The organism is Pseudomonas sp. CNPSo 3701, from assembly GCF_028674975.1.
In the GTDB taxonomy this organism is placed as follows: Bacteria; Pseudomonadota; Gammaproteobacteria; order Pseudomonadales; family Pseudomonadaceae; genus Aquipseudomonas; species Aquipseudomonas straminea.
The window spans coordinates 443,614-469,035 of the sequence record NZ_JAQZSI010000001.1; the positions used below are offsets into that span (position 1 = coordinate 443,614).

Genomic DNA, 25,422 nt, shown 5'->3' on the forward strand with positions numbered 1-25,422 from the left:
CGGTCCTCAGGCGTTACGTGGCAGTGGCTTGGCGACCGAGCACAGGCGAATGGAGTCGGCCAGCACTTCGATGGCCTTGGGCCGCGGGAAGCTGGCACGCCAGGCGATGGCCACGGTGCGGAACGGCGCCGGCGGGCTGAGCGGGCGAACCTCGATCACGCCGGGCGCGTAGTGGTGGCTATCGACGGCCGAGAACGGCAGGATCGATACGCCCAGGCCCGAGGCGACCATGTGGCGAATGGTTTCCAGCGAGCTGGACTCCACCGTGGTGTGCTTGGCGTGCTCCTCGCCCTTGCGCAGCGTCGGGCAGGCTTCCAGCACCTGATCACGGAAGCAGTGGCCTTCGCCGAGCAGCAGCAGGCTCTTGTCGTTGAGCAGCTTGGTGTCGATGGTCTGCATGGCCGTCCATGGGTGATCCGCCGGCAGCAGCGCATAGAAGGGTTCGTCGTAGAGCGGCAGGGTCAGCACATCGGCTTCCTGGAACGGCAGGGCGACGATGATCGCGTCCAGCTCGCCGGTGCGCAGCTTGTCGCGCAGCACGTGAGTGAAGTTTTCTTCGATATACAGAGGCATCTGCGTGGCCACGCGGTGCAGCTGCGGGATCAGATGAGGAAACAGGTAAGGGCCGACGGTGTAGATGGCGCCGATCTTCAGTGGCGCGGCCAGCTGGTTCTTGCCGACCTGGGCCAGTTCGCGAATGCCCTGGGCCTGCTCCAGTACCTTTTGCGCCTGGGTGACGATGCCTTCACCGACGGGCGTCAGGCGCACCGCGCTCTTGCTGCGCTCGAAGATCAGCACGCCCAGCTCGTCCTCGAGCTTCTTGACCCCGACCGACAGCGTGGGCTGGCTGACATGGCAGCGCTCCGCGGCGCGGCCGAAGTGCTGTTCCTGAGCGAGCGTCACGATATAGCGCAGTTCGGTGAGGGTCATAGTCTTTATCCATTGAGATGGCGCCAAGCATAGCCGCTGTCTTCAATGGAACCAACCATTCACGATGGCCAAATGTGTGTTCGTTGAAGGGACCCAAATACAAAGGCCCCGGCGATTGCCGGGGCCTTTGTGATGCTGGGGTCAGCGTCGCCCGCCGCGCTCCAGCGAATAGATAAAGGGCGCGACGATTTCCACGCTGCCGTTCTTGAGCATTTCCGCTGGCGGCTTGGGCAGCGGTTGGGCGCGGCGGATCATCTGCAGCGTGGCGCGATCCAGCGAGGCGCTGCTGGATTTGCCCACCAGTTCGTAGGACAGCACCTTGCCGTTGGCGTCGACCACGAAGCGCAAGCGGTTGAGCCCTTCGAGGCCGCGGCGGCGTGCATCTTCCGGGTACTTCTTGTACTTCGCCAGGTGCGCGAGCAACTCGCCCTGCCAGGTTTTCTCGGCCTTGCTCGGCGCGCTAACCGGTGCCTGCTGCGGTGCGGCCGGCTTGGCTTCGGTCGGCGCCGGCGGGGCAGGTGGCGCCTTTTCTGACGGCGGCTCCTGGGGCTCCGGAGGCTTGGGCTCGGGCGGCTTGGGTTTCGGCGGCTTCGGCTTGGGTTTCGGCTTTGGCTTGGGCGGCGTGACCGCCAGCGTCGGCTTCGGCGCTTCGGCGATCTTCGGCTGCGGCTCGGGCTCTTCCGGCACCACTTCCGGTGGTGGTGGCGGTGCAGGCTTGGGCGCGGCTGGCGGCAAGGGCTCCAGCTCGACGATCATCGCCGCAGGTGGCGGCAGTTCGATCGGTGTCGCCTGGGGCTGCCAGTACATCGCCCAGAGAAACAGGCCGACGTGCAGGCCGACCACGATGGCCAGGCTGGCAGCCCAGGAAAACGTGCGGCTGGATTTCTTCATTGCGCGCCGACCGTCTCCAGGCCCACTAGGCCAATCTTCAGGTAACCCGTGCCGCGCAGGTTGTCCATCACCTCCATCAGGTCGCCATATTCGACGCCCTTGTCACCACGCACAAAGATGGTCTTGTCCTTGTCGTTCTTGGTCAGCTTGTCCAGCGCCGCGCCGAGCATCGCCGGCTGCACCTCGTCATTGTCGAGGTACAGCTTCTTGTCTTCTTTGATGCTCAGGTAGATCGGCTTGTCTGGCCGCGGCGCTGGCTTGGCGCTGGAGGCGGGCAGGTCGATCTTCACGTCGACGGTGGCCAGCGGCGCGGCGACCATGAAGATGATCAGCAGCACCAGCATCACGTCGATGAAGGGCGTGACGTTGATCTCGTGGTTTTCCTGGAGATCGTCGCCGCCGTTTTCGTTGAGATGAAGCCCCATGGTCTTAGCCCACCTTGACCACGTGAGGTTGCTGGGCGCGGTCATGAGCCGGTGGCTGCATGTCCAGGTCGCGGCTGACCAGCAGCAGCACCTGAGCCGAAGCATCGGCGACCTGAGCCTTGTAGGCGCTGATCGAGCGCGAGAAGGCGTTGTAAATGATCACCGCCGGAATCGCCGCGACCAGGCCCAGAGCGGTTGCCAGCAGGGCTTCGGCGATGCCAGGGGCCACCACGGCGAGGTTGGTGGTCTGGGTTTTGGCGATGCCGATGAAGCTGTTCATGATGCCCCACACGGTACCGAACAGACCGATGAAGGGCGCGGTGGAGCCGATGGTGGCGAGCACGCCGGTGCCCTTGCTCATGTCGCGGCCGCAGGCGCCGACCAGGCGCTCGAGACGGAAGCTGACGCGCTCCTTGATGCCTTCCTTCTCACGGCTGGTGGCCGAGAGTTTCAGTTCTTCGCGAGCGTCTTCGATGAGGACTTCGCTGAAGCTGTGCTTGGCGCGGGCCTGTTCGCTGGCCTGGGCCAGGTTGCGGGCACCCTTGAGCTCGACGATCTCGCGGCGCAGGCGGCGGCGTGCGGTGACCAGCTCGATGGTCTTGGCGATCCAGATGGTCCAGGTGAGGATCGATGCCAGCACCAGGCCGATCATCACGCTTTTCACCACCACGTCGGCGCTCTGGTACATACCCCACGGCGACAGGTCGTGGAAGGCTTGTTCGGCTTCGACGGCGGCTTCGTTGTTCAGCGCCTGAGCGTCGGCGCTCTCCTGGGCAGCCAGCGCCTGGCTCAGCTTTTCCGCATCCTGCGGGGCGATGTTGTTCTCGCTGAAGAACTGTTGGCGCGCCTGGTTCTGCTGCTCTGGCGTGGCCTGCGGGCCAAGCGCTTCTAGCTTTTCACCCAGCGCGTCGACCTGGGCAGCGGCCTCTGGCGACAGTTGCGGGACTTGCTGTTGGGCGGTGGCAGGCTGTTCGTTGTTCGGTTGCGCGGCAGGTTGTGCCGGCGCCGACTGGTCAGCAAAGCCCGCGACCGGGGCCAGTGTCAGGCTGAGCAGCAGGGCGAGAGCGGCGCCGAGGCGTTGCGGCCGAGCGGCGACGGTGGTTGGCTTGGCGCTATGGGCGATAGAGTTCATGCTTGCCGGACCTAAATGTGGAGGGCGGTTATCTGCGCGGCCAAAAGAGGCGCACGGAAAAAAAGGCTAAACATTATTGCAAGTAATTCTTGTTCGTGAAAGGGGTGGCGTAACTCTATTACGTTCATGGGTATTTTTTGAACGCTGGACAGCTTGAGAGAGGATCGATGACTAAAGGTGCAAGTGTGCTGATCGCTGGTTGTGGCGATGTAGGCGGCCGCCTGGCCGTGCGGCTGCACGAGGCGGGGTGGCAGGTTCATGGCCTGCGCCGCAGTGTGTCGGAACTGCCCGCGGGCATCCTGCCGGTCGCCGGTGATCTGCATCAGGCGGAGTGCCCGGCCCAGTGGCCGGAGAGCGAGCTTGATTATCTGGTGTACAGCGCGGCGGCCAGCCAGCATGACGAAGCGGGCTATCGCCAGGCCTACGTCGACGGGCTGCGTCACGTGCTGAGCTGGTTGCAGGCACATGGACAGCGGCCGAAGCGGCTGCTCTTCGTTTCCAGTAGTGGCGTCTATGGCCAGGCGAGTGGCGAGTGGGTCGACGAAAGCTCACCAGCCGAGGCGCAGAGCTATTCCGGGCGCATCATGCGTGAAGCCGAGCAGGTGGCCTGGAGCAGCGGCGTACCAGCCACCGTGGTGCGCCTGACGGGCATCTACGGGCCTGGCCGTGAGTGGCTGCTAAAGCAGGTGCGCATGGGCTATCGAGTGGCGGTCGAGCCGCCTTTGTATGGCAACCGTATTCATGCCGATGACGCGGCCGGCCTGCTGGCTTTTCTGCTGCAGGCCGATCTGGCCGGCAAGGCGCTGGATAATTGCTATCTCGGCGTGGACGACGAGCCGGCGCCGCTGCATCAGGTAGTCGGCTGGTTGCGTGAGCAGCTGGGTGTCGAGCATTGGGCAGAGGATGCGGCGGTGCGCCGCTCCGGCAGCAAGCGCTGCAGCAATGCCCGCGCCCGGGCGCTGGGCTGGGTGCCGCAATATCCAAGCTATCGCGAGGGTTATGCCGCGGTGTTGCGGGAACGCTGAAGGGAAAGCCCGGAGGCGAGGCTCCGGGCCTGCGGCAGGTCAGTCGATGACCAGGATGCCGTCCATTTCCACCTGAGCGCCTTTCGGCAGGGCGGCCACGCCAATCGCGGCGCGCGCCGGGTAGGGCTGCTGGAAGTAACGGCCCATCACTTCGTTGACGGTGGCGAAGTGGGAGAGGTCGGTGAGGAAGATGTTCAGCTTGACCACATCCTTGAACGAGCCACCGGCGGCCTCGATCACCGACTTGAGGTTCTCGAAGACCTGCACGGTCTGGGCTTCGAAGCCTTCCACCAGCTCCATGGTCTTGGGATCCAGCGGGATCTGCCCGGACAGGTAGACGGTGTTGCCGGCCTTGATGGCCTGGGAGTAAGTGCCGATGGCGGCCGGGGCATTGTCGCTGTTGATGACGCTCTTGCTCATGGAGAACTCCTGGATAGGGCAGCCTCAGGCTGCAAGATGGACGCAGGCAGGCTACAGGCTGGCGTTCTCGGCCTCAAGCCGCGGCAGGCATGGTTGCGACTTTGGGATAAGCGGTGACGCTTCCAGGCAGCAACACTGCTGAGTAGGGCGCTTCTCTTCAGAGCAGCAATGGTGCGACAGGTCACGCCTTGGTGCGGGTGATGCGCATGACGCCGGGCAGAGTGCGCAGCTTCTTGATCACCCGGGCCAGGTGTACGCGGTCATGCACGCTGACTACCAGCTGAACCACGCTGACGCGGCCGTCGCGCTCGTCCATGCTGATTTTCTCGATGTTGCCGTCGGCGGCGTTGACGCTGCTCGCCAGTAGTGCGATCAGACCGCGCTGGTGTTCCAGCTCGACGCGCAGTTCGACGTTGAATTCGCCGGTCACATCCTTGGCCCAGGCCAGCTGGATGCATTTTTCCGGGTTGTGGCGCACTTCGCTGATGTTCCGGCAGGTGTCCATGTGCACCACCATGCCCTTGCCGGCCGAGAGGTGGCCAACGATCGGGTCGCCCGGAATCGGCGTACAGCACTTGGCGTAGCTGAGCACCAGGCCCTCGGTGCCACGGATCGCCAGGGGGCCTTCGGCGTTTGGCAGCTCCTCGCCCTCGCTGGCCAGCAGGCGGCGCGCCACCACGTAGGCCATGCGGTTGCCCAGGCCGATGTCTTCGAGCAGGTCGTCGAAGGTTTCCATGCGGTATTCGTTGAGCACGGCCAGCTGGCGCTCGGCGGGCACCTTGTCCAGATGGGTTTCGAAGCTGGCCAGCACCTTGTTGAGCAGGCGCTCGCCCAGGCTCACCGACTCCGAGCGGCGCTGCAGTTTCAGCGCGTGACGGATATGGGTGCGCGCCTTGCCGGTGACCACGAAATTCAGCCAGGCCGGATTCGGCCGCGCCCCCGGCGCGCTGACGATTTCCACGGTGGAGCCGCTTTCCAGCGCCTGGGACAGCGGCGCCAGGCGGCGGTTGATGCGGCAGGCGATGCAAGTGTTGCCGACGTCGGTGTGCACCGCGTAGGCGAAGTCCACGGCCGTGGAGCCCTTCGGCAGCTCCATGATGCGGCCTTTGGGCGTGAAGACGTAGACCTCATCCGGGAACAAGTCGATCTTCACGCTCTCGATGAATTCCAGCGAGTTGCCCGCGCGCTGCTGCAGCTCCAGCACGCCCTTGACCCATTGGCGTGCGCGGGCGTGGTTGCCCTTGGGCAGCTCGTCCTCGTTGGACTTGTACAGCCAGTGCGCGGCGATGCCGTTGTTGGCCATCTCTTCCATCTCGCGGGTGCGGATCTGGATCTCGATGGGCACGCCGTGCATGCCGAACAGCGTGGTGTGCAGCGACTGGTAGCCGTTGGCCTTGGGGATCGCGATGTAATCCTTGAAGCGCCCTGGCAGCGGCTTGTAGAGGTTGTGCACGGCGCCGAGCACGCGGTAGCAGGTGTCGACCTTGTCGACCACGATACGGAAGGCGTAGACGTCCATGATCTCGTTGAACGACTTACGCTTGCCGCGCATCTTCTGGTAGATGCTGTACAGGTGCTTCTCGCGGCCCACCACTTCGCCGCTCAGGCCTTCGCGCTCGAGGCAGTGCAGCAGCGACTCCTCGATGCGGGTGACGATTTCCTTGCGGTTGCCCCGGGCGCGGCGTACCGCGGCACGGATGCGCTCGGAACGCATCGGGTGCATGGCCTTGAAGCCCAGGTCCTCGAACTCCACGCGCATGCTGTGCATGCCCAGCCGGTTGGCGATGGGTGCGTAGATTTCCAGGGTTTCCTTGGCGATGCGCCGGCGCTTCTCGCCGGACAGCACTTCCAGGGTGCGCATGTTGTGCAGGCGGTCGGCCAGCTTGACCAGGATCACGCGGATGTCGCGCGCCATGGCCATGGCCATCTTCTGGAAGTTCTCGGCCTGCGCCTCAGCCTTGGTTTCGAAGTTCATCTGGGTCAGCTTGCTGACCCCATCCACCAGCTCCGCCACGGATTCGCCGAACTGCGCGTGCAGGGCTTCCTTGGCGATGCCGGTGTCTTCGATCACGTCGTGCAGCATGGCGGCCATCAGGCTCTGATGGTCCATGTGCATGTCGGCGAGGATGCTGGCCACGGCCAGCGGATGGGTCACGTAGGCTTCACCGCTGCGGCGGCGTTGCCCGTCGTGCGCTTGTTCGGCGTAGAAGTAGGCGCGACGAACGAGGTTGACCTGTTCGTCGCCCAGGTAGCCCGAAAGCCTGTCCGCGAGGGCGTCTATGCTCGGCATGGGAGGCTCCCCTGCCGTGCATTGTGCACCTGCGACGTACGCTTTCGACCCGGCATAGGCTTACAGAGGCTCGTTCGCCTCTTCCTCGAAGGCTGCGAACAGCGGTTCTTCTTCGATGATGTCTTCCTGGGCGACGATTTCGGCGTCAACCAGGCCGCTGGCGATTTCGCGCAGGGCGACTACGGTCGGCTTGTCGTTTTCCCAGGCTACTTTCGGCTCTTTGCCGCCAGTGGCGATTTGACGAGCGCGCTTGGTGGCAAGCATGACCAGCTCGAAGCGGTTATCGACGTTGTCCAGGCAGTCTTCAACGGTAACGCGAGCCATGGTGTTCCTCGTAGCGAATGCAAAATTGGCTGGGCCCGAATGGGCGAGCGGACTGAATAGTCTAGAAAAACGCCAGCATTAAGGGAAGCGAAACTCGCTGAGATGCACGCGTTCGCAACGCCGGGCGAGATTTTGGCGACCTGAATGGGCGGTTTTGCACCGCCCTTCGGCTTCGGCTCAGGCCAGCAACTCGCTCAGCAGGCCGGCATGGCGCTGATGTTGGGCGGTCTGCAGCAGCTGGTTGGCGCGAAACACCGCCTTCAGGTCGCTGAGCGCATGGCTGAAATCATCGTTGATCACCAGGTAGTCGTATTCGACGTAGTGGCTCATCTCACTGACGGCGTCGCGCATGCGGCGTTCGATGATCTCGCCGCTGTCCTGGCCGCGATTGGTCAGGCGGTGGCGGAGCGCTTCGCGGGTCGGCGGCAGGATGAAGATCGACTTGGCCAGGGGCATCAGCTTGCGCACCTGCTGGGCGCCTTGCCAGTCGATCTCCAAGATCAGGTCGATGCCCTCGGCCAGGGTCTTTTCCAGTGCGCGCTGTGAGGTGCCGTAGAAATTGTCGAATACCTGAGCGTGCTCGAGGAATTCGCCCTGCTCGAGCATGGCGGTGAACTGTGCGTGATCCACGAAGTGGTAGTGCACGCCGTCGACTTCACCTGGGCGCATGGCACGAGTGGTGTGCGACACAGACACGCGAATGTGCGGCTCGCTGTCGATCAGCGCGTTCACCAGGCTGCTCTTGCCAGCGCCCGAGGGGGCGGAAATGATGTACAGCGTGCCGCTGGTGGTGCTCATGGATCAGTCCTGAAACGGTTGGGGTCGGAAGGCGCCTGGGCGCCGTTATTCGATGTTCTGCACCTGCTCGCGCATTTGCTCGATCAATACCTTGAGGTTGACCGCCGCCTGGGTGCTGCGCGGGTCGAATGCCTTGGAGCCGAGGGTGTTGGCTTCGCGGTTGAGTTCCTGCATCAGGAAGTCCAGGCGGCGGCCGGCCGCGCCGCCGGCCTTGAGTACGCGGCGCACTTCGATGACGTGGGTGCTCAGGCGATCCAGTTCTTCGGCGACATCGCTCTTCTGGGCGAGCATCACCAGCTCCTGCTCCAGGCGCTGTGGGTCGAGCTCGGCCTGCATTTCGCGGCAGCGCTCGATGATCTTCTGGCGCTGGGCCTCGAGCATCTGCGGTACCAGCTCGCGCAGGGCGGCGACTTCCTTGAGCATGCTGTCGAGGCGTTCGTTGAGCAGCTTGGCCAGCTCGGCGCCTTCGCGGCCGCGGCCACTCTTCAGCTCGTCGAGAGCATTGCCGAACAGCTCCAAGGCGGCTTTATTCAGCGCTTGTGGGTCGCTGCTATCGGCAACCAACACGCCGGGCCAGCCGAGCACTTCCAGAGGGTTCAGCGGCGCGGGTTGCTTGATCAGTGCGGCGACGCTTTCGGCGGCAGCGATCAGTTGGGTAGCCCGCTCGCGGTCGACCTGCAGCGGCTTGCCGGTGTTTTCTTCGGTGTAGCGCAGGGTGCATTCCACCTTGCCGCGCGACAAACCCTGACGCAGCGCTTCGCGCACCGCGCCTTCTAGATCGCGGAAGGCTTCCGGCAGGCGCAGGTGGGGTTCGAGGTAGCGGTGGTTGACCGAGCGCAGCTCCCAGCTCAGGGTGCCGTTGGCACCTGCCTGCTCGGTGCGGGCGAAGGCCGTCATGCTGTGGATCATGCTGCTTACCTCGGCTTGCTGTAGGGCAAAGGCGGCGATTGTAGCGCACAGCGCCGGTGGCTCCCAAACCCGGTGCGGTGCCATCGGGCAGGCGCGGTCGCGGCCCGGTGGCAACAGCCCCTATAATGCGCGGCAGATTCTACTTGAGAGCAGGTATTTGTTGATGAAACGTCCCAGTGGCCGCGCCGCCGATCAGTTGCGCCCTATTCGCATCACCCGCAACTACACCAAGCACGCCGAAGGTTCGGTGCTGGTCGAGTTCGGCGACACCAAGGTGATCTGCACCGTCAGCGTCGAGCAGGGCGTACCGCGCTTTCTGAAAGGCCAGGGCCAGGGCTGGGTGACAGCCGAGTACGGCATGCTGCCGCGCGCTACTGGCGACCGTAACCAGCGTGAAGCCAGCAAGGGCAAGCAGGGCGGCCGTACCCTTGAGATCCAGCGCCTGATCGGCCGCTCGCTGCGCGCCGCACTGGACATGAGCAAACTGGGCGAGAACACCCTGTACGTCGACTGCGACGTGATCCAGGCCGACGGCGGCACCCGCACCGCGTCTATTACCGGCGCCATGGTTGCACTGGTGGATGCCCTGAAGGTGATGAAGAAGCGTGGCGGCCTGAAAGGCGGCGACCCGCTCAAGCAGATGATCGCGGCGGTGTCCGTCGGGATCTACCAGGGCGAGCCGGTGCTGGATCTGGATTACCTGGAAGATTCCGCCGCCGAAACCGATCTGAACGTGGTGATGACCAGCACCGGTGGCTTCATCGAGGTGCAGGGTACCGCCGAAGGCGCGCCGTTCCAGCCTGCCGAGCTGAATGCCATGCTGGCCCTGGCGCAGCAGGGCATGGGCGAGTTGTTCGCCCTGCAGCAGGCTGCGCTGGCCGAGTGATGTTTCGCTGACCGAGGAGAGTCGTGATGGATGAGCATAGCGCCGTAACGCCTGCTGACGAGCCCGATCGGGATGCGCGCCAGTGGGCGATGATCTGCCACTTCGCGGCCGCCCTCGGCTTCGTGTTTCCCTTCGGCAACCTGATCGGCCCGCTGGTGGTCTGGCAGGTGAAAAAGGATCAGCACGGCTTTATCGATGAACAGGGCAAGGAAGCGCTCAACTTCCAGCTGACGGTAGCCATTGCCGGCATCGTCTGCCTGCTGCTGATGCTGGTACTCATCGGTTTTCTGCTGATGGGGCTGCTGTGCATCGGCACCGTGGTACTGACCATTATCGGCGGCATCAAGGCCGGTGAGGGTAAGCATTACCGCTACCCGTTCTGCCTGAGATTGATCAAGTAATCCTCGCCTAATCGCAGAAAAAGCCAGCGCAATGCTGGCTTTTTTATTGAAGTGTAACCAAGTGTTGATTCGCCCGAAGGCGACTCTTAAGCTCTGCCACGAAAACGCCCCATCGAGCTCACAAGGACGCCCATGATCCCCATCAACCCACTGGCCATGATGCTCGGATCGTTGTTCCTGCTGGTGTCTCTGGTGTGCGTCGCGGCCCTGGCGGCACTGCTGGTCGCCTTGCTTAATCGCCGTTCCCGGCGCTTTATCCGCTTGCACCCCTGGTGGTTCGGACTGCTGGCCGTATTCCTGATCGCTGGCAGCCTGCCTACCGTCGAGTTTCTGCGCTGGGAGGCTAAACAGTTGGCCGAGCAGCGCGCGCTAAGTCCGCGTCTGGACAGCGAGCAGGTGCTCGGTGAGCTGATGCTGCCCGCCGGCACGCGGGTGTGGCTGGAGCGTCTGGAGGCGGGCAAGAACCTCAGTGGCGATAACCTGCCCTACGGTTTGCAGAGCCTGCAACGCGCCGAATTCGACAGTCAGCCGCTTATGCTGCAGGGCGCCGCGGTGCGCCGTCTGGATCTCGGCGACCAGCTGGCCGAGGCCCGGCTGGTCGATGATGCCAAACTCGGCGGCTGGCAGTGCTCGGCGCAGGCGCCGGTAACCTTCGGCTATCCGTCCGGTGCGCGCTTCGAGGTCCGTCAATGGCAACTGGAAAGCTGCACGCTGGCGGCCGGCAGCCAGGTGGCCGGCATTACCTGGCCGGAGCCGATGATCGTGCATGCGGTCGGCGAGAGCCGCTGGCAGCTGGAAACCACCGATACGCCGGTGCAGTTCCAGGGGCTCAAGGTGCGGCTATGGAACCTGTGGGTCGACGGCCCTTATGGCGCGCTACAGGACTGGCAGGGCGAGCTGGCCGAGCCTGTGCAGCTCGGCCCCATGCAGTACCCGGTAAATACCCGGGTGCGGGCATTCAATGGCAACCTGCTGTTCAGCCCGCTGAGCGAGGCGCCGGCTGTCGACCGTCGTGATGGCAAGCCGGTCGAGCCGGATATCTCGGTGGAGCAGCGGGCCGACGGTGAGGTGCTGGGCACCTACCGCAATGGCGATGTGGGCGTGGTCGACTGGTTCAAGGTCGTGCCCTGAGCCGGCTCAGCTGCGATCCGCCAGCACACCGATCAGGAACATCACCACCAGCAGCACCGGCGCCAGGGTGTAGTTGTTGAAGTGGCCTAGCAACTGGGTCAGCAGCGGCGTCAGGTAGACCAGCGCCAGGCCGTAGCCGACCACGCAGACCGCGACGAATATCAAGGTGCGCAGCACGAAATTGAGGCTGCCGATGCGTCCTTGAATCCAGGCATTGATCGCCGGACCGAACAGCACCAGCAGGGTGGCCATGAGCCCCAGGGAAATCTCGCTGAGATGGCCACGGCTCCAGCGTGACACGGTGGCGATCAGGTCCAGCACATAATCCATGGTTGCTCCTCAGGCGTGACGATTGGATCCTGCTGCCTCGGATCATCCGGCGCGCCGTTGGTTCGCAGGGCGCGGCGATTCAGGGCAGGAAATACTGCAGCAGATCATTGAGAAACAGCTGGCCTTCGCGGGTGGCCACCAGGCGCGCCGGATCCGCTTGCAGCAGGCCGCGACGCTGGGCCTGTTCGCGGGCCTCGGCCAATTGCTCCAGGGGCAGGCCCGTGCGCTGGCCGAACAGCTCGGCGCTGCAGCCATCGCTCAGGCGCAGCACGTTCATCAGGAACTCGAACGGCAGCTCCTCGGCAGTGAGGAGTCGCTCACCAGCGCTATAGCGCTTGGCGGGGTCGAGGTAATCCTTGGGCAGGCGGGTTTTCCAGGTGCGGCTGATGCGGCCATCCGGCGTACTCAGCTTGCCGTGGGCGCCGGCACCAATGCCGAGGAAATCGCCGAAGGTCCAGTAATTCAGGTTGTGCCGCGCCATGCGCTCGGGCTGCGCGTAGGCCGACACTTCGTACTGGGCGTAACCGTGCTCGGCGAGCAGCGCCTGGCCAGCCTCCTGGATGTCCCACAGGGTATCGTCCTCGGGCAGCACCGGCGGCTGGTTCCAGAACACCGTGTTCGGCTCCACCGTCAGCTGGTACCAGGACAGGTGGGTCGGCGCCTGGGCGATGGCGATGCGCAGGTCGCCCAGGGCGTCATCGAGGGACTGATCCGGCAGGCCGTGCATCAGGTCCAGGTTGAAATTGTCGAAGCCGGCGGCGCGGGCCATGTCGGCGGCGCGCACGGCTTCATCGCCGTCATGGATGCGCCCCAGGGCCTTGAGTTTTTCCGCCTGGAAGCTCTGCACGCCGACCGACAGGCGATTGATGCCCAGACGCCGGTAGGCGGCGAATTTCTCCTGCTCGAAGGTGCCCGGGTTGGCTTCCAGGGTGATCTCGATATCGCCGGCGAACGGAATGCGCCGCTCCACGCCTTCGAGCAGGCGGCCCAGGGCCTTGGCGGAAAACAGGCTGGGCGTGCCGCCGCCGAAGAAGATCGAGGTCAGCGGGCGGCCGTGGGCCTGGGCCAGATCAGCGTCGAGATCGGCGAGCAGCGCGTCGACGTAGGCCTCTTCCGGCAGGTTGGGGCCGGCGGCGTGGGAGTTGAAATCGCAGTAGGGGCACTTGCGCACGCACCAGGGAATATGGACGTACAGGGTCAGGGGCGGCAGCTGGAACACGGGCTTCTGGATCACGGCAGGGTGGTTGCGGGGCGCTATCGTGGCACGAGTTGGGCAAACTACCAACGTGCGTGGACGAAACGCCCTATTCGAAAGCGCTTACAAACCCAGGCGCTGCTTGAGCAACTTCATGGCAATGGCGCGGTGGCTGAGCTGGTTCTTGTCGGCCGGCGACAGTTCGGCGCTGGAGCACTGGCGCTCCTCGACCCAGAACAACGGGTCGTAGCCGAAGCCGTGCTCGCCGCGCGCCTCATGCAGGATGCGGCCATGCCACAGGCCTTCGCAGAGAATCGGCAGCGGGTCGTCGGCGTGTCGCACCAGGGCCAGGCAACAGACGAACTGGGCGCCGCGCTCGGCGTCCGGCACCTCCTTGAGGGCCGCCAGCAGCTTGGCGTTGTTGGCGGCATCGCCCTGGCCATCGGCGTAGCGGGCCGAATAGATGCCTGGCGCCCCGCCGAGAACATCCACCGCCAGGCCGGAGTCGTCGGCCAGCGCTGGCAGGCCGGACAGGCGCGAGGCATTACGCGCCTTGAGGATGGCGTTCTCGACGAACGACAGGCCGGTTTCCTCCGGCTCCACCTGGCTGAACTCACCGACCGAGCGCAGGCGCACGCGGTCGCCGAGCATGGCTTGCAGTTCCTTGAGTTTGCCGGCGTTGTGGCTGGCGAGGACGAGTTCTGGGAAAGGCATCATGGCTCCGGAAAGAGTTCCTGGTTGAAGTCCAGGCGCTGGCCGTTCACCTGCAGGCTGAACAGCAGCACCTCACGGGATTCGATGGGAAACTGCGCCAGGTAGGAAACGAATTCGCCCTCGCGCTGTTCGACGAAGGTCAGCGCCTGGCCATGGCCCAGCACGTTCTTCACCTCGCCGCTGATCTCTGCTGCCGTCGGCTTGCCGCCGCGCAGCACGCTGATGTTCAACACCCCCAGCTTGGCGCTGCGCACCAGGCTGCTGGCCTGGGCGATCTGCGGTTGCAGGTAGTTGGCGTTGAAGGCGCTGTAATGCACCTGCAGGTCGCCAAGGCGCTGCATGCGGTTGTCGGCCAGTGCCGGCAGGCTCAGGCACAGGGCGATCAACATGGCGAGCAGGCGCATGGGGCGGCCTAGTTGGCGATGCGCACGTCGTGTGCATTGTGGCCGCTGATACGGTAGATGCCAATCTCGCCCAGCAGGTTCGGCCACGCGCGGCTGGCCCAGCCATGCCGGTGTTCGCGGTCCACGGCCAGGCGGTCGAGTACCCGGGCGCTCTGCTGGTGGCACAGGCGCTCGAAGTCCTCGAAGGTGCAGAAGTGGATGTTCGGCGTGTTGTACCAGGTGTACGGGAGGAAGTCGGACACCGGCATGCGGCCCTTGCTGGCCAGGTACCAGCGGCAGCGCCAGTGGCCGAAGTTGGGAAAGGTGATGATGCAGGTCTTGCCGACGCGCAGCATCTCGGCCAGCACCTTGTCGGGAAAGTGCAGCGCCTGCAGCGACTGGGTCATGACCACCACGTCGAAGCTGTCGCTGGCGAAGTTGCCCAGGCCTTCGTCGAGGTTCTGTTCGATGACGTTGACGCCTTTGCCGATGCATTGGGCGATCTTGTCCGGGTCGATTTCCAGGCCGTAGCCGGTCACCTGCTTGTTGGCGCCCAGCCAGGCGAGCAGTTCGCCGTCGCCGCAGCCCAGGTCGAGGACGCGGCTGCCGGCGGGGATCCATTCTTGGATGATCTCTAGGTCGGCTCGCATGCTTACACCTCGATCCGTTTCATGTAGCTGGCAAAACCCTGCAGGTAGCGGGGGATCGGCATCAGGAAGGCGTCGTGGCCTTGCGGCGCGTCGATTTCCAGGTAGCAGACGTTCTTGCGGGCGGCGAGCAGGGCGTCGACGATTTCCCGCGAGCGGGTTGGCGAGAAGCGCCAGTCGGTGGTGAACGACATCACGCAGAAGTCCGCCTTGGCCTTGGCCAGGGTCTTGGCCAGGTCGCCGTCGTGCTCGGCGGCCGGGTCGAAGTAGTCCAGCGCCTTGGTCATCAGCAGGTAGGTGTTGGCATCGAAACGCCCGGAGAACTCCTCGCCCTGGTAGCGCAGGTAGCTTTCGACCTGGAATTCCACGCTGTGGAAGTCGTAGTTGAGTTTCTCGTTCTTCAAACCGCGGCCGAATTTCTCACCCATGGCGTCATCGGACAGGTAGGTGATGTGCCCGACCATGCGTGCCAGCATCAGGCCGCGCTTGGGAATCACGCCCTGGTCCTGGAAGTGCCCGCCATGAAACTCCGGGTCGGTGAGAATCGCCTGGCGCGCCACTTCGTTGAAGGCGATGTTCTGCGCCGAGAGCTTCGGTGCCGAGGCGATGGCCAGGCAGTGGCGCACGCGCTCCGGGTAGCTGATTGTCCACTGCATGGCCTGCATGCCGCCCAGGCTGCCACCGACCACCGCGGCCCACTGCCCGATGCCCAGCAGGTCGGCCAGGCGTGCCTGGCTGTTGACCCAGTCTTCAACGGTCATTACCGGGAAGTCGGCGCCGAATGGCTTGCCGGTGGCCGGATTGATGTCGGACGGGCCGGTCGAGCCGTTGCAGCCGCCCAGGTTGTTGAGGCTGACGACGAAGAAGCGGTTGGTGTCCAGCGGCTTGCCGGGGCCGATGCAGCTGTCCCACCAACCCGGCTTGCGGTCATCGGCACTGTGGTAACCGGCGGCGTGGTGATGGCCGGACAGCGCGTGGCAGATTAGCACCGCGTTGCTGGCATTGGCGTTGAGCTCGCCGTAGGTTTCGTAGATCAGCTGGTAGTCGGCCAGGCTGCGGCCGCAGGCCAGCGCCAGTGGCTCGGAAAACCTGGCGATCTGCGGCGTCACCAGGCCAACGGAGTCTTGAGGAAAAACAGTCGACATCGACTCTGCTCGGCTAAGGAAGGTACGGGAAAGTGCAGCAGTCTAAAGAGCGCGCCTGTCAGCGGCAAGGAAACTGCTGGCCGCGCTGGCTGAGCCCGCTAGCGCGGCGTATCCCGCTGCCGGCTACTCGAGGTTGCCGACCGGGCGCGGCATGCCCTTGAGGGTGACCACCTTGGCTTGCCGCTGGATGGGTGCCGGGCGGCGCATCACGCGCAGCATGTCGCTGGCTTGGGTCAGCTGCTGCTTGAGTTCATCGGCATACTGGGCCAGTTGCTGGTGGCGCTGGTGACCGTGCTGGGTGTCCTGGGCCAGGGCCTTGAGGCGCAGCATGTGGCCTTCCAGCAACTGCTTGTGCTCAAGTGTGTGCTGCATCAGCGGCATCAGTGCCTCGTCGGCCCAGCGCTCGGCATCGCGGCGCAGACGGCGGTGCAGACCGATGACTTCCTGTACCAGGGTGGCGAAGAAGCGTCGGCCGAGGCTGCGCTGCTCGGTCAGCAGGGTCTTGAGGCGCAGGCGGAAGCGGTCGCCCTTCTTCTGCAGATGGCGCAGTTCGCGCACGTAGTCCGCCAGTTCGAAGCGCGGCGCATCGACCGCCTGCAGCGGGTTTTCCTCGTTGTGCCGGCGGTAGATGGCCTCGACCATGCGGTTGGCCATGTCGGCATCGTGGGACAGGCTGTGCAGGTCGTCCTCGACCGCGGTGAAGAAACCGAGGATCGCCTGGTTGATGCCCAGGGTCGTCCAGGCACCATTGAGCTTACGACGCAGCTGGGCGAGGTGCGCTTCGAGCTTTTCCGCCTGGGCCGAGGTCTTCAGGCGCTCGCCCTGGTTACGCAGCAGGCGCTGATTGGTGCGCAGCGCCACCAGGCGCTTGTGGTGCAGGGTGTGATCGTCCTTGGTACGGCTGGTCAGCTCCATGAGCATCTGGCCGTTGTCCTGGCGGCGCTCGTCGAGCAGCTCCAGCTGTTCGTTGACCTTGGCCAGGCGCAGGCCGAGCACGTGCTGGCTGTTGTTGAGCATGGCCAGCACCTGGCGCACTACGCGCTCTTCGAGCAGCCGTTCCTTCTGCGCCACGATGCGCTCGCAGAGCAGCGTCTCGAGTTCGGCCATCTGGCTGCGCGCCAGCAATGCCGGATCCTGACGCACCTTGGCGAGCAGCGCCTGCTTGGCCGACAGCGGCAGGATGTCCCGGCCGGCGATGCCCAGATGGCGGGCGGCCTGCATGCGCACCCGCTCGATGGCATTGGCCACGAAGGTGTCGCCGGCCAGGTCGTCCCACAGCACGTCGATCTTGTTCAGCACCGCGTACAGGCAGCCTTGGCGCTCCTCGTCGAGGGGCTGTACGTGCTGCTGCCAGATATCCAGGTCGCTGGCCGTCACGCCCGTGTCGGCGGACAACAGGAAGATCACCGCCTGGGCGCTGGGCAGCATCGACAGGGTCAGCTCCGGCTCGCAGCCCAGGGCGTTGAGGCCGGGTGTGTCGAGAATGCGCAGGCCCTGGCGCAGCAGCGGGTGGTCGAAGTTGACGATGGCGTGGCGCCAGGCCGGTACCAGCACCTGGCCGGCTTGCTCGGTGCTTTCCAGGTTGCCCGGGTGAAAGCCCAGGGCGATGGCCTTCTCCACCGGCATGGCCTTGTTGGCTGCGACCTGGGCGAAGGCTCTGGCCATGCTGTTCGGGTCATTGGTGTCGAGGGCGACGTTCACCCAGTGGCGGGGTGTGCGCTTGAACTGCGCGACGCTGGCTTCGGCAATACGCGTCTCGATGGGCAGAAGGCGGATATAGGGCTGCGCGGCGCCCGGATCGAAAAGAATCTCGGTCGGGCACATGGTGGTGCGCCCGGCTTGGGACGGCAGCAGGCGCTGGCCGTATTCGGAGAAGAACAGGCTGTTGATCAGCTCGGTCTTGCCGCGGGAGAACTCGCCGACGAAGGCCAGTGTGATGTGGTCGGTGCGCAGCAGGCGCAGCGCCCGCTCCAGGCGTGCCTCGACGCCTTCGCTGCTCAGCCGGTTATGAGCCAGCCAGCTACGGTAGCGGGTGATCTCGCGGACCAGTTCGCGCTTCCAGGCGACGTACGCATCGACCTGCTCACTGAGACGTTCCATGCTCATCGGTGGGTTCCCTGACAGGGCATCGGCTTCGATGCGGGCTGCCGAGCATTATGCGAGGGGCGCAGGCGACGTCAATGGCGAGTGGGTCGCATTGGCACCTGATGGTCGTTCAGGATGGGCGAGCGGTCAGGCCGAGCTCGCCGGGCAATTTGCTGGGCGCCTGAATGCGCACCCGCTTCTGGCGGCTCTGCTGGCCGCTTTCCAGGCTGACCTGGCTCTTGGCGACACCGAAGGCCCCGGCGAGAAAAGCCAGCAGGTGGGCATTGGCCTTGCCGTCCACCGGCGGGGCGGTGAGGCGGATCTTCAGGCGTTCGCCGTGCAGCCCGGCGAACGCATCGTTGCTCGCCTTGGGCTGCAGGTGGCAGTCGAGGATCAGCGCATCGCCGTCCCAGCGAAAGAAACTCATCGACTTTTAGAACCTGTTCATGATCTCGCGAGCTAGAGCCCTACAAGGCAAAAACAGGCGAGGACGCGGAGTTTACGAGTTGTAAATGAGCAGTCCGAGCCTGTTTTTAACGCAGTAGGGCCGACGCGCAGCAGATCATGAGAGCTTAGATCGCCAGGCTCAGGCCGCTGAACATGCCGGTACTGATCGCCAAGTTGCGGATCACCAGCATGTCGATCAGGTTGAGGATCAGGAATGCCACGATGGGCGACAGATCCAGGCCGCCCAGGTTGGGAAGGATGCGGCGGATCGGCATCAGCAGTGGCTCACAAATCTGGTTGACCAGCAGGGCGGCCGGGTTGTGGGTGCCCTGGGCGACCCAGGAGAGGATCACGCTGATGATCAGGGCGAAGAAGAACACCTTGAGCAGCAGGGCGGTGACGCCAATGATCGACCAGACCAGGATCAGCAGCGGGTCGCTGATGCCGACGCCCATCAGCATCAGGGTCAGGGCCATCAGCACGAACTGGACGATCAGCGCCAGCACCAGCGAGGCCAGGTCGAGGCCGCCGAGGCTGGGGATGACGCGGCGCAGCGGTTTGAGAATCGGGTGGGTGGCGCGCACGATGAACTGGCTGAGCGGGTTGTAGAAGTCCGCGCGGACCAGTTGCAGGATAAAGCGCAGCAGCACGATCAGCAGGTAGAAGCTGCCGATGGTCTGCAGGATGTAAATGGCAGCGGTGTTCAGACCGATCATTACGTGTCTCCTTATTGACCCAGTTGTTCGGCCAGCTCGGCCGAGCGCTGGTCGGCGGCCTGGACGGCCTGCTCGACCAGGGCTTCGAAGCCACCAGCCTGGAATGTCTTGATCGCCGCCTCGGTGGTACCGGCCGGCGAAGTGACGCGGCGGCGCAGTTCGGCGGCGTCGACGTCGCTGTTCAATGCCATCTGTGCGGCGCCCAGGGCGGTTTGCATCGTCAGCTTGGCGGCGACATCGCGGGGCAGGCCGAGCTTCTCACCGCTGGCGGTCATCGCCTCGATCAGCAGGAAGAAATACGCCGGGCCGCTGCCGGACACGGCGGTCACGGCGTCGATCAGTTTTTCCTCTTCCAGCCACACCGCCATGCCCACGGCGCCCAGCAACTGCTCGGCCTGCTGGCGCTGCGCGGCGCTGACCTGCGCATTGGCGTACAGGCCGCTGGCGCCCAGGCGCAGCAGCGACGGGGTGTTAGGCATGCAGCGCACGATGGCGCGCGCGCCCAGCCAGTTTTCCAGGCTGGCGCTGGTGATGCCGGCGGCGATGGAAACGACCAACTGGCCGGCCTGCACATGGGGCGCCAGGTCCAGGCACACGTCCTTCATGACCTGCGGCTTGACCGCCAGGACGATCACGTCGGCGTCACGGCAGGCCTCGGCATTGCTGGCCATCACGTCGATGCCGTGTTCGGCGGCGATCTTCTCGCGCTGTTCGGCGCCACGGTCGCTGGCGCGAATGGCGCCCGCTGGCAGGCCCTGGGCGAGCAGCCCGCCGATCAGGCTGGCAGCCATGTTGCCGGCGCCGATGAAGGCGATACGGGAAGTGGTCATGGAGAGGTTCCTATCTGGAGAGTCGAGATCGGGTAATTCAAACCTTGCCGTAATCGCGTTCGCCGAACAGCGCTGTGCCGATACGCACCCAGCTCGCACCCTCGGCGATGGCCGCTTCGAGGTCGTGGCTCATGCCCATGGACAGGGTGTCGAGATCGAGGTTCAGCGCGTCCCGCAGCGTGCGCAGGCGGGCGAACGCCGCGCGTTGCTCGGCCACGTCATCCGTGGGCGCGGGGATTGTCATCAATCCGCGCAGACGCAGGTTGGGCAGTTGTGTAACCGCCTGTGCCAAGGCAGCGAGTTCCTCGGGCTGGCAGCCGGACTTGCTCGCTTCGCCGCTGACGTTGACCTGCAGGCAGATGTTCAGCGGCGCCAGCTCGGCGGGGCGCTGGACGCTCAGGCGTTCGGCGACTTTCAGGCGATCCACCGAGTGCACCCAGGCGAAATGCTCGGCGATGGGGCGGGTCTTGTTGGACTGGATGGGGCCGATGAAATGCCAGGTCAGCGGTAGGTCTGCGAGCAGCGCCTGCTTGTCGAGGGCTTCCTGCAGGTAGTTCTCGCCGAAATCCCGCAGGCCGGCCGCATGGGCTTCACGAATCGCTTCGGCGGGCTTGGTCTTGCTCACCGCCAGTAGCCCGATGGAGGAAAAATCTCGCTGCGAGGCTTGCGCCGCCTCACGGATCCGCACACCGACCTTTGCAATATTCTCTGCTATCGTGGACATTACCTGCGCCTGCCGCCTGAGCGTTTCTGCGGGCCTCACGGTAGTCTGCCAAGGGCGTGCTCGCGCAGCCGCCTGGTAATCCGCCAAGGCCCCCATCCTTAAGTTACGCGGCATTCTACCGTCATTAGGGAGTCCCATGGATATCACCGAGCTGCTTGCCTTCAGCGCCAAGCAAGGCGCGTCGGACCTGCACCTTTCCGCAGGCTTGCCGCCGATGATCCGGGTCGACGGCGATGTGCGCCGGATCAACCTGCCTGCCCTGGATCACAAGCAGGTGCACGCGCTGATCTACGACATCATGAACGACAAGCAGCGCAAGGACTTCGAAGAATTCCTGGAGACCGACTTCTCGTTCGAAGTGCCCGGCGTGGCGCGCTTCCGGGTCAACGCCTTCAACCAGAACCGCGGCAGCGGCGCGGTATTCCGGACCATTCCGTCGAAAGTGCTGAGCATGGAAGACCTGGGGATGGGCGAGATTTTCAAGAAGGTCTCCGATGTGCCGCGCGGGCTGGTGTTGGTTACCGGGCCGACCGGTTCGGGCAAGTCGACCACCCTGGCGGCGATGCTCGACTACATCAACAGCAACAAGTACCACCACATTCTCACCGTCGAAGACCCCATCGAATTCGTCCACGAGTCGAAGAAGTGCCTGGTCAACCAGCGTGAAGTGCACCGTGATACTCACGGCTTCTCCGAAGCCCTTCGCTCGGCCCTGCGTGAAGACCCGGACATCATTCTGGTCGGCGAGATGCGTGACCTGGAAACCATCCGCCTGGCGCTGACCGCCGCGGAAACCGGTCACCTGGTGTTCGGCACCCTGCACACCACCTCCGCCGCCAAGACCATCGACCGGGTGGTTGACGTGTTCCCGGCCGAGGAAAAGTCCATGGTTCGCTCCATGCTGTCCGAATCCCTGCAGGCGGTGATTTCCCAGACCCTGCTGAAGAAGATCGGCGGCGGTCGGGTGGCGGCCCACGAAATCATGATCGGCACCCCGGCGATCCGAAACCTGATCCGCGAAGACAAGGTGGCGCAGATGTATTCGGCCATCCAGACCGGCGGTGCACTGGGTATGGAAACCCTCGACTCCTGCCTGAAACGGCTGGTTTCCAAAGGCCTGGTCAGCCGTGAAAGTGCCCGTGAGAAGGCCAAAACCCCGGAAAATTTCTGACCTTTTCACGATTCCGAGCCCAGGCCGGCGGAGCTTCCTCCGTCGGCGATTGAACATCGCACCAGCGCATTTAGGTAAGCACCCATGGAATTCGAGAAACTGTTGCGCCTGATGGTCGAGAAGGGCGGCTCCGATCTGTTCATCACCGCTGGCGTGCCACCGTCGATGAAGGTCAACGGCAAGATCATGCCCGTGACCAAGACTCCGCTTTCGCCGGAAATGACCCGCGAAACCGTGCACGGGGTGATGAACGAGCAGCAGCGCCGGGAGTTCGCCGAAAACCACGAGTGCAACTTCGCCATCAGCGCCCGCGGCATTGGCCGATTCCGGGTCAGCGCCTTCTATCAGCGCAACCTGGCCGGCATGGTGCTTCGCCGCATCGAGACCAACATCCCCACGCTCGATGACCTCAAACTGCCGGAAATCCTCAAGAAGCTGGCGCTGACCAAACGCGGCCTGGTGCTGTTCGTCGGCGCCACCGGTACCGGCAAGTCCACCTCGCTGGCGGCGATGATCGGCTACCGCAACAAGAACAGCAGTGGCCACATCATCTCCATCGAAGACCCGATCGAGTACATCCACCAGCACCAGAACTGCATCGTTACCCAGCGCGAAGTGGGCATCGATACCGACTCCTTCGAGGTGGCGCTGAAGAACACCCTGCGCCAGGCGCCGGACGTGATCCTCATCGGTGAGGTGCGTACCCGCGAGACCATGGACCACGCCGTGGCCTTCGCCGAAACCGGCCACCTGTGCCTGGCCACCCTGCACGCCAACAACGCCAACCAGGCGCTGGACCGGATCATCAACTTCTTCCCGGCGGATCGGCAGAACCAGGTGTGGATGGACCTGTCGCTGAACCTCAAGGCCATCGTCGCCCAGCAGCTGATCCCCACGCCCGATGGCAAGGGTCGTCGCGCGGTGATCGAGGTGCTGATCAACACCCCTCTGGCCGCCGACCTGATCCGCAAGGGCGAGGTGCACGAGCTCAAGGGCCTGATGAAACGCTCCACCGAGCACGGCATGCAGACCTTCGACCAGGCGCTGTACAACCTCTACAGCCAGGGCGAGATCACCTACGAAGACGCCCTGCTGTACGCCGACTCGGCCAACGACCTGCGCCTGATGATCAAGCTCGGCTCGGAAACCGACGGCGAACACCTGACCAGCATGTCCCAGGGCCTGGCCCTGGAAATCAGCGACGAAGATCAGGGGCGGCGGTTTCGCTAAGCATCTGGTTGCTTAGCCCGTATAGAACGAAACCCGCTTCGGCGGGTTTTTTATTGCCCAGCTAATAGTGCTCATCAACCCTTTGTGCTGCGCACAGGCAGCACTTTCTCCGCAGCAGCGCTGATCCGTTTCCCCGGCCGAGCGGCTACGGCCTCGGCCTGGCCATCGACCTGGGCACCGGCGCGGGCCTGGCTCATTAGGCGCGGGATCAGCGGGCCTTCCGGCAGGTTGCGCCAGAAGCGTACCGGCATATTGGTCTCCAGCACGCTGCGATTGAGGCGTGCCGGGTTGAAGGTGCTGCCATAGTAGGCCAGCCACATCGCTTCGTTGCGGTCGTCGGTGCACTGGGCCAATTGTTGCCATTCAGGCGGGCATGGCTTGGCGTGATGCAGTCTCTCGCCATCCCAGTACACTCCGTCGTCCGGCGTGGCGATCAGCCAGGTTTGCCGGCCGAGGCGTTCGGCGAAATGGCCCGAGGCGCTTGCGAGAATATCGTGGGCCGGCTCGTGCCAGGCCACCAGCTCCGGCCCGCCAGCGCTGGCGTCCCGCGGTTTGAAGCGCAGGAAGGCGTGCAGGTGATGCGCCTCACGGCGCACGGCCTTGAGGCGGGCGTGCAGTTCGCTGCCGTCGATATCGCCTGCCAGCATGGCGGCCTGGTCGCCGTTGGCGACGCGCCAGAGAATGCGGTACAGCAATGCCCAGCGTTGTGCGCAGCGAAAGCGAGCAGCGCTTTCCAGTTGTTCGATCAGGGCGCGTGGAACCCGTACGGGTCGGTCGGCAGCCGGGGCGGGTTGAGGCGCCTCCAGCCCTCCGAACAGATCCTGGTTTTCCTGGCTGTCCTGCACCCAGCTCAGTTGATGCGGCGCCATACCTCGGCGCAGTTGCGCTCGGGCCGCGTCCCGCCAGCCGGCGAAGCTGCCGTCGAAGTGCACCGCGTGCATCACCAGAGCCCCATCTGTTGCGGCGCTTCGCTCAATTGCTGGCGCAGCACCAGGGATTCGCGCGTCGCCTGGGCGGGGCGGTAATCCTGGGTGACGATGAATGGCTTGGCCTTTTCCAGTACGCAGCGCAGGCGCCCTACATCTTCGAAGCGGATACGCTTCTGGCGGCGCAGGGCGACCAGGCGCTGGGCGCTGAGCACGCCGATTCCGGGGATGCGGGCGATCAGGGTCACGTCGGCGCGGTTGAGGTCGACGGGAAAATGCTGGCGATTGTTCAGCGCCCAGGCCAACTTGGGGTCGATATCCAGGGCCAGGTTGCCGGGGCCGTCGAGCAGCTCGGTGGCCTTGAAGCCGTAGCCGCGCATCAGGAAGTCCGCCTGATACAAGCGGTGCTCGCGCAGCAGCGGCGGCGCCACGAAGGGGACGCTCTTGGGGCTTTGCGGAATCGGGCTGAAGGCCGAGTAATAGACGCGCTTGAGGCGGAAGTCGCCGTACAGCGACTGAGCGGTGTGCAGGATGGTGCTGTCGTCGGTGGCGTCCGCGCCGACGATCATCTGCGTGCTTTGCCCGGCCGGCGCGAAGGCGGGCGCGCGCTTTTCGCTGTCGGCCTCCTCGACGCCGTTGCGAATGGTGCCCATGGCCTGCTTAATCGGTGCCACGCTCTTTTCCGGCGCCAGGCGGATCAGGCTGCTTTCGGTGGGCAGTTCGATGTTCACGCTGAGGCGGTCGGCGTAGCGACCTGCTTCGGCGATCAGCTCCGGCGACGCGTCGGGAATGGTCTTGAGGTGGATGTAGCCTCGGAACTCGTGTTCCTCGCGCAGCAGCTTGGCGACCCGGTTGAGTTGCTCCATGGTGTAGTCCGCCGAGCGGATGATGCCGGAGCTGAGAAACAGCCCACTGATGCAGTTGCGGCGATAGAAATCCAAGGTCAGGGTGACCACTTCCTCGGGCGTGAAGCGCGCACGCGGCACGTCGCTGGAGCGGCGGTTGACGCAATACTGGCAGTCGTACAGGCAGAAGTTGGTCAGCAGGATTTTCAGCAGCGCCACGCAGCGGCCATCGGGGGTGAAACTGTGGCAGATGCCCATGCCGTCGGTGGCGCCCATGCCGCTTTGGCCTTTCGAGCTCCGCTTGGGCGCCCCGCTGCTGGCGCAGGAAACATCGTATTTTGCGGCGTCGGCGAGTACCGTAAGCTTTTCGATCAATTCCATGGGTACGATTCGATAGCTGTATTTATGTACAGTATTCGGTAAGCATTCGGTTCCCGCAAGGTCGTCTCGTCGGCGACAGGGGAAACCAGCG

At 64.4% G+C, this 25,422-nt stretch carries 28 protein-coding genes; 6 read left to right on the forward strand and 22 right to left on the reverse strand.

Translation table 11 applies throughout. From position 1 onward, the window contains the following. Positions 1–6: 6 nt before the first annotated feature. The 4 genes from PVA39_RS01990 to exbB all read right to left on the reverse strand — a co-directional run bounded on the left by PVA39_RS01990 (position 7) and on the right by exbB (position 3,378). Positions 7–930 carry a hydrogen peroxide-inducible genes activator gene (locus PVA39_RS01990; RefSeq protein WP_013789411.1) on the reverse strand — a complete coding sequence of 308 codons (924 nt, stop codon included), beginning with the start codon at positions 928–930 and terminating at the stop codon, positions 7–9. 141 nt (positions 931–1,071) lie between these two features. Beyond that, positions 1,072–1,821, reverse strand: a complete 750-nt coding sequence (locus PVA39_RS01995) for an energy transducer TonB (RefSeq protein WP_274122566.1) — start codon at positions 1,819–1,821, stop codon at positions 1,072–1,074. Further along, positions 1,818–2,246, reverse strand: a complete 429-nt coding sequence (gene exbD / locus PVA39_RS02000) for a TonB system transport protein ExbD (protein WP_274122567.1) — start codon at positions 2,244–2,246, stop codon at positions 1,818–1,820. Before exbD ends, PVA39_RS01995 begins: the two co-directional genes overlap by 4 nt. A gap of 4 nt (positions 2,247–2,250) precedes the next feature. After that, on the reverse strand, positions 2,251–3,378 hold the full coding sequence (gene exbB / locus PVA39_RS02005) for a tonB-system energizer ExbB (protein WP_274122568.1): 1,128 nt from the start codon (positions 3,376–3,378) through the stop codon (positions 2,251–2,253). A gap of 167 nt (positions 3,379–3,545) precedes the next feature. Between exbB and PVA39_RS02010 the strand changes: the two genes are divergently transcribed. After that, complete coding sequence (locus tag PVA39_RS02010) at positions 3,546–4,403, forward strand: SDR family oxidoreductase (RefSeq protein WP_274122569.1); 858 nt, start codon at positions 3,546–3,548, stop codon at positions 4,401–4,403. A gap of 39 nt (positions 4,404–4,442) precedes the next feature. Here PVA39_RS02010 and PVA39_RS02015 read toward each other — a convergent pair whose 3' ends face one another. From PVA39_RS02015 to PVA39_RS02035, 5 genes are all read right to left on the reverse strand, one after another. After that, on the reverse strand, positions 4,443–4,823 hold the full coding sequence (locus PVA39_RS02015) for a RidA family protein (RefSeq protein WP_274122570.1): 381 nt from the start codon (positions 4,821–4,823) through the stop codon (positions 4,443–4,445). Between the two features lie 181 nt (positions 4,824–5,004). After that, positions 5,005–7,113: a bifunctional GTP diphosphokinase/guanosine-3',5'-bis pyrophosphate 3'-pyrophosphohydrolase gene (gene spoT / locus PVA39_RS02020; protein WP_093500558.1), complete on the reverse strand. Its 2,109-nt coding sequence runs from the start codon at positions 7,111–7,113 to the stop codon at positions 5,005–5,007. A 60-nt stretch (positions 7,114–7,173) separates the two neighbouring features. Continuing rightward, the gene (gene rpoZ / locus PVA39_RS02025; protein WP_013789418.1) at positions 7,174–7,437 is read right to left on the reverse strand and encodes a DNA-directed RNA polymerase subunit omega; all 264 of its coding nucleotides are present in this window, start codon (positions 7,435–7,437) and stop codon (positions 7,174–7,176) included. Positions 7,438–7,614: 177 nt separating this feature from the next. Then, positions 7,615–8,235 (reverse strand): guanylate kinase, encoded by a 621-nt coding sequence (gene gmk / locus PVA39_RS02030; protein WP_274122571.1) that lies wholly within the window; start codon positions 8,233–8,235, stop codon positions 7,615–7,617. Between the two features lie 45 nt (positions 8,236–8,280). Beyond that, positions 8,281–9,144, reverse strand: a complete 864-nt coding sequence (locus tag PVA39_RS02035) for a YicC/YloC family endoribonuclease (RefSeq protein ID WP_274122572.1) — start codon at positions 9,142–9,144, stop codon at positions 8,281–8,283. Positions 9,145–9,307: 163 nt separating this feature from the next. Between PVA39_RS02035 and rph the strand changes: the two genes are divergently transcribed. From rph to PVA39_RS02050, 3 genes are all read left to right on the forward strand, one after another. After that, positions 9,308–10,030: a ribonuclease PH gene (gene rph, locus PVA39_RS02040; RefSeq protein ID WP_013789421.1), complete on the forward strand. Its 723-nt coding sequence runs from the start codon at positions 9,308–9,310 to the stop codon at positions 10,028–10,030. A gap of 26 nt (positions 10,031–10,056) precedes the next feature. Next, entirely contained in the window at positions 10,057–10,431 is a 375-nt protein-coding gene (locus PVA39_RS02045) for a DUF4870 domain-containing protein (protein WP_274122573.1), read from the forward strand. 132 nt (positions 10,432–10,563) lie between these two features. Continuing rightward, on the forward strand, positions 10,564–11,562 hold the full coding sequence (locus PVA39_RS02050; RefSeq protein ID WP_274122574.1) for a hypothetical protein: 999 nt from the start codon (positions 10,564–10,566) through the stop codon (positions 11,560–11,562). 6 nt (positions 11,563–11,568) lie between these two features. On the opposite strand, the gene PVA39_RS02055 is transcribed toward PVA39_RS02050, so the two are convergent. From PVA39_RS02055 to PVA39_RS02105, 11 genes are all read right to left on the reverse strand, one after another. Next, positions 11,569–11,892, reverse strand: coding sequence for a DUF3392 domain-containing protein (locus tag PVA39_RS02055; RefSeq protein WP_070885853.1), 324 nt, complete (start codon positions 11,890–11,892; stop codon positions 11,569–11,571). 79 nt (positions 11,893–11,971) lie between these two features. Beyond that, positions 11,972–13,126: a radical SAM family heme chaperone HemW gene (gene hemW, locus PVA39_RS02060; RefSeq protein ID WP_274122575.1), complete on the reverse strand. Its 1,155-nt coding sequence runs from the start codon at positions 13,124–13,126 to the stop codon at positions 11,972–11,974. An 84-nt stretch (positions 13,127–13,210) separates the two neighbouring features. Then, positions 13,211–13,804, reverse strand: coding sequence for an RdgB/HAM1 family non-canonical purine NTP pyrophosphatase (gene rdgB, locus PVA39_RS02065; RefSeq protein WP_093500542.1), 594 nt, complete (start codon positions 13,802–13,804; stop codon positions 13,211–13,213). Next, positions 13,801–14,205: a DUF4426 domain-containing protein gene (locus PVA39_RS02070; protein WP_274122576.1), complete on the reverse strand. Its 405-nt coding sequence runs from the start codon at positions 14,203–14,205 to the stop codon at positions 13,801–13,803. The genes rdgB and PVA39_RS02070 overlap by 4 nt, the downstream gene beginning before the upstream one ends. 8 nt (positions 14,206–14,213) lie before the next feature. Further along, a complete protein-coding gene (gene metW / locus PVA39_RS02075; RefSeq protein WP_013789428.1) occupies positions 14,214–14,834 on the reverse strand; it encodes a methionine biosynthesis protein MetW in 621 nt (206 codons plus the stop codon). Between the two features lie 2 nt (positions 14,835–14,836). Further along, entirely contained in the window at positions 14,837–15,976 is a 1,140-nt protein-coding gene (metX, locus tag PVA39_RS02080) for a homoserine O-succinyltransferase MetX (protein WP_274122577.1), read from the reverse strand. A gap of 123 nt (positions 15,977–16,099) precedes the next feature. Continuing rightward, positions 16,100–18,082, reverse strand: coding sequence for a dynamin-like GTPase family protein (locus tag PVA39_RS02085; protein WP_274122578.1), 1,983 nt, complete (start codon positions 18,080–18,082; stop codon positions 16,100–16,102). 109 nt (positions 18,083–18,191) lie between these two features. Then, entirely contained in the window at positions 18,192–18,488 is a 297-nt protein-coding gene (locus PVA39_RS02090) for a DUF167 domain-containing protein (RefSeq protein ID WP_274122579.1), read from the reverse strand. 145 nt (positions 18,489–18,633) lie between these two features. Continuing rightward, positions 18,634–19,224 (reverse strand): YggT family protein, encoded by a 591-nt coding sequence (locus tag PVA39_RS02095; RefSeq protein WP_274122580.1) that lies wholly within the window; start codon positions 19,222–19,224, stop codon positions 18,634–18,636. An 11-nt stretch (positions 19,225–19,235) separates the two neighbouring features. Next, entirely contained in the window at positions 19,236–20,054 is an 819-nt protein-coding gene (gene proC, locus PVA39_RS02100; RefSeq protein WP_274122581.1) for a pyrroline-5-carboxylate reductase, read from the reverse strand. 37 nt (positions 20,055–20,091) lie between these two features. After that, positions 20,092–20,778 carry a YggS family pyridoxal phosphate-dependent enzyme gene (locus PVA39_RS02105; RefSeq protein ID WP_274122582.1) on the reverse strand — a complete coding sequence of 229 codons (687 nt, stop codon included), beginning with the start codon at positions 20,776–20,778 and terminating at the stop codon, positions 20,092–20,094. Between the two features lie 136 nt (positions 20,779–20,914). Here PVA39_RS02105 and PVA39_RS02110 point away from each other — a divergent pair, with 136 nt between their 5' ends. Both PVA39_RS02110 and PVA39_RS02115 read left to right on the forward strand, forming a co-directional pair. Continuing rightward, positions 20,915–21,949, forward strand: coding sequence for a type IV pilus twitching motility protein PilT (locus PVA39_RS02110; protein WP_013789435.1), 1,035 nt, complete (start codon positions 20,915–20,917; stop codon positions 21,947–21,949). 84 nt (positions 21,950–22,033) lie between these two features. Continuing rightward, positions 22,034–23,179: a PilT/PilU family type 4a pilus ATPase gene (locus PVA39_RS02115; protein WP_013789436.1), complete on the forward strand. Its 1,146-nt coding sequence runs from the start codon at positions 22,034–22,036 to the stop codon at positions 23,177–23,179. A gap of 74 nt (positions 23,180–23,253) precedes the next feature. Here the strand turns inward: PVA39_RS02115 and PVA39_RS02120 are convergent, their stop codons facing one another. Next, positions 23,254–24,120: a TIGR03915 family putative DNA repair protein gene (locus PVA39_RS02120; RefSeq protein ID WP_274122583.1), complete on the reverse strand. Its 867-nt coding sequence runs from the start codon at positions 24,118–24,120 to the stop codon at positions 23,254–23,256. Next, a complete protein-coding gene (locus tag PVA39_RS02125) occupies positions 24,120–25,331 on the reverse strand; it encodes a putative DNA modification/repair radical SAM protein (RefSeq protein WP_274122584.1) in 1,212 nt (403 codons plus the stop codon). The genes PVA39_RS02120 and PVA39_RS02125 overlap by 1 nt, the downstream gene beginning before the upstream one ends. Between the last annotated feature and the right edge of the window lie 91 nt (positions 25,332–25,422).

Excerpts from the sequence above, each read along its gene's own strand:
- PVA39_RS01990 (WP_013789411.1), bottom strand. The coding sequence starts at position 930 with ATGACCCTCACCGAACTGCGCTATATCGTGACGCTCGCTCAGGAACAG.
- PVA39_RS01995 (WP_274122566.1), bottom strand. The coding sequence starts at position 1,821 with ATGAAGAAATCCAGCCGCACGTTTTCCTGGGCTGCCAGCCTGGCCATC.
- exbD (WP_274122567.1), bottom strand. The coding sequence starts at position 2,246 with ATGGGGCTTCATCTCAACGAAAACGGCGGCGACGATCTCCAGGAAAAC.
- exbB (WP_274122568.1), bottom strand. The coding sequence starts at position 3,378 with ATGAACTCTATCGCCCATAGCGCCAAGCCAACCACCGTCGCCGCTCGG.
- PVA39_RS02010 (WP_274122569.1), top strand. The coding sequence starts at position 3,546 with ATGACTAAAGGTGCAAGTGTGCTGATCGCTGGTTGTGGCGATGTAGGC.
- PVA39_RS02015 (WP_274122570.1), bottom strand. The coding sequence starts at position 4,823 with ATGAGCAAGAGCGTCATCAACAGCGACAATGCCCCGGCCGCCATCGGC.
- spoT (WP_093500558.1), bottom strand. The coding sequence starts at position 7,113 with ATGCCGAGCATAGACGCCCTCGCGGACAGGCTTTCGGGCTACCTGGGC.
- rpoZ (WP_013789418.1), bottom strand. The coding sequence starts at position 7,437 with ATGGCTCGCGTTACCGTTGAAGACTGCCTGGACAACGTCGATAACCGC.
- gmk (WP_274122571.1), bottom strand. The coding sequence starts at position 8,235 with ATGAGCACCACCAGCGGCACGCTGTACATCATTTCCGCCCCCTCGGGC.
- PVA39_RS02035 (WP_274122572.1), bottom strand. The coding sequence starts at position 9,144 with ATGATCCACAGCATGACGGCCTTCGCCCGCACCGAGCAGGCAGGTGCC.
- rph (WP_013789421.1), top strand. The coding sequence starts at position 9,308 with ATGAAACGTCCCAGTGGCCGCGCCGCCGATCAGTTGCGCCCTATTCGC.
- PVA39_RS02045 (WP_274122573.1), top strand. The coding sequence starts at position 10,057 with ATGGATGAGCATAGCGCCGTAACGCCTGCTGACGAGCCCGATCGGGAT.
- PVA39_RS02050 (WP_274122574.1), top strand. The coding sequence starts at position 10,564 with ATGATCCCCATCAACCCACTGGCCATGATGCTCGGATCGTTGTTCCTG.
- PVA39_RS02055 (WP_070885853.1), bottom strand. The coding sequence starts at position 11,892 with ATGGATTATGTGCTGGACCTGATCGCCACCGTGTCACGCTGGAGCCGT.
- rdgB (WP_093500542.1), bottom strand. The coding sequence starts at position 13,804 with ATGATGCCTTTCCCAGAACTCGTCCTCGCCAGCCACAACGCCGGCAAA.
- PVA39_RS02070 (WP_274122576.1), bottom strand. The coding sequence starts at position 14,205 with ATGCGCCTGCTCGCCATGTTGATCGCCCTGTGCCTGAGCCTGCCGGCA.
- metW (WP_013789428.1), bottom strand. The coding sequence starts at position 14,834 with ATGCGAGCCGACCTAGAGATCATCCAAGAATGGATCCCCGCCGGCAGC.
- metX (WP_274122577.1), bottom strand. The coding sequence starts at position 15,976 with ATGTCGACTGTTTTTCCTCAAGACTCCGTTGGCCTGGTGACGCCGCAG.
- PVA39_RS02085 (WP_274122578.1), bottom strand. The coding sequence starts at position 18,082 with ATGAGCATGGAACGTCTCAGTGAGCAGGTCGATGCGTACGTCGCCTGG.
- PVA39_RS02090 (WP_274122579.1), bottom strand. The coding sequence starts at position 18,488 with ATGAGTTTCTTTCGCTGGGACGGCGATGCGCTGATCCTCGACTGCCAC.
- PVA39_RS02095 (WP_274122580.1), bottom strand. The coding sequence starts at position 19,224 with ATGATCGGTCTGAACACCGCTGCCATTTACATCCTGCAGACCATCGGC.
- proC (WP_274122581.1), bottom strand. The coding sequence starts at position 20,054 with ATGACCACTTCCCGTATCGCCTTCATCGGCGCCGGCAACATGGCTGCC.
- PVA39_RS02105 (WP_274122582.1), bottom strand. The coding sequence starts at position 20,778 with ATGTCCACGATAGCAGAGAATATTGCAAAGGTCGGTGTGCGGATCCGT.
- PVA39_RS02110 (WP_013789435.1), top strand. The coding sequence starts at position 20,915 with ATGGATATCACCGAGCTGCTTGCCTTCAGCGCCAAGCAAGGCGCGTCG.
- PVA39_RS02115 (WP_013789436.1), top strand. The coding sequence starts at position 22,034 with ATGGAATTCGAGAAACTGTTGCGCCTGATGGTCGAGAAGGGCGGCTCC.
- PVA39_RS02120 (WP_274122583.1), bottom strand. The coding sequence starts at position 24,120 with ATGCACGCGGTGCACTTCGACGGCAGCTTCGCCGGCTGGCGGGACGCG.
- PVA39_RS02125 (WP_274122584.1), bottom strand. The coding sequence starts at position 25,331 with ATGGAATTGATCGAAAAGCTTACGGTACTCGCCGACGCCGCAAAATAC.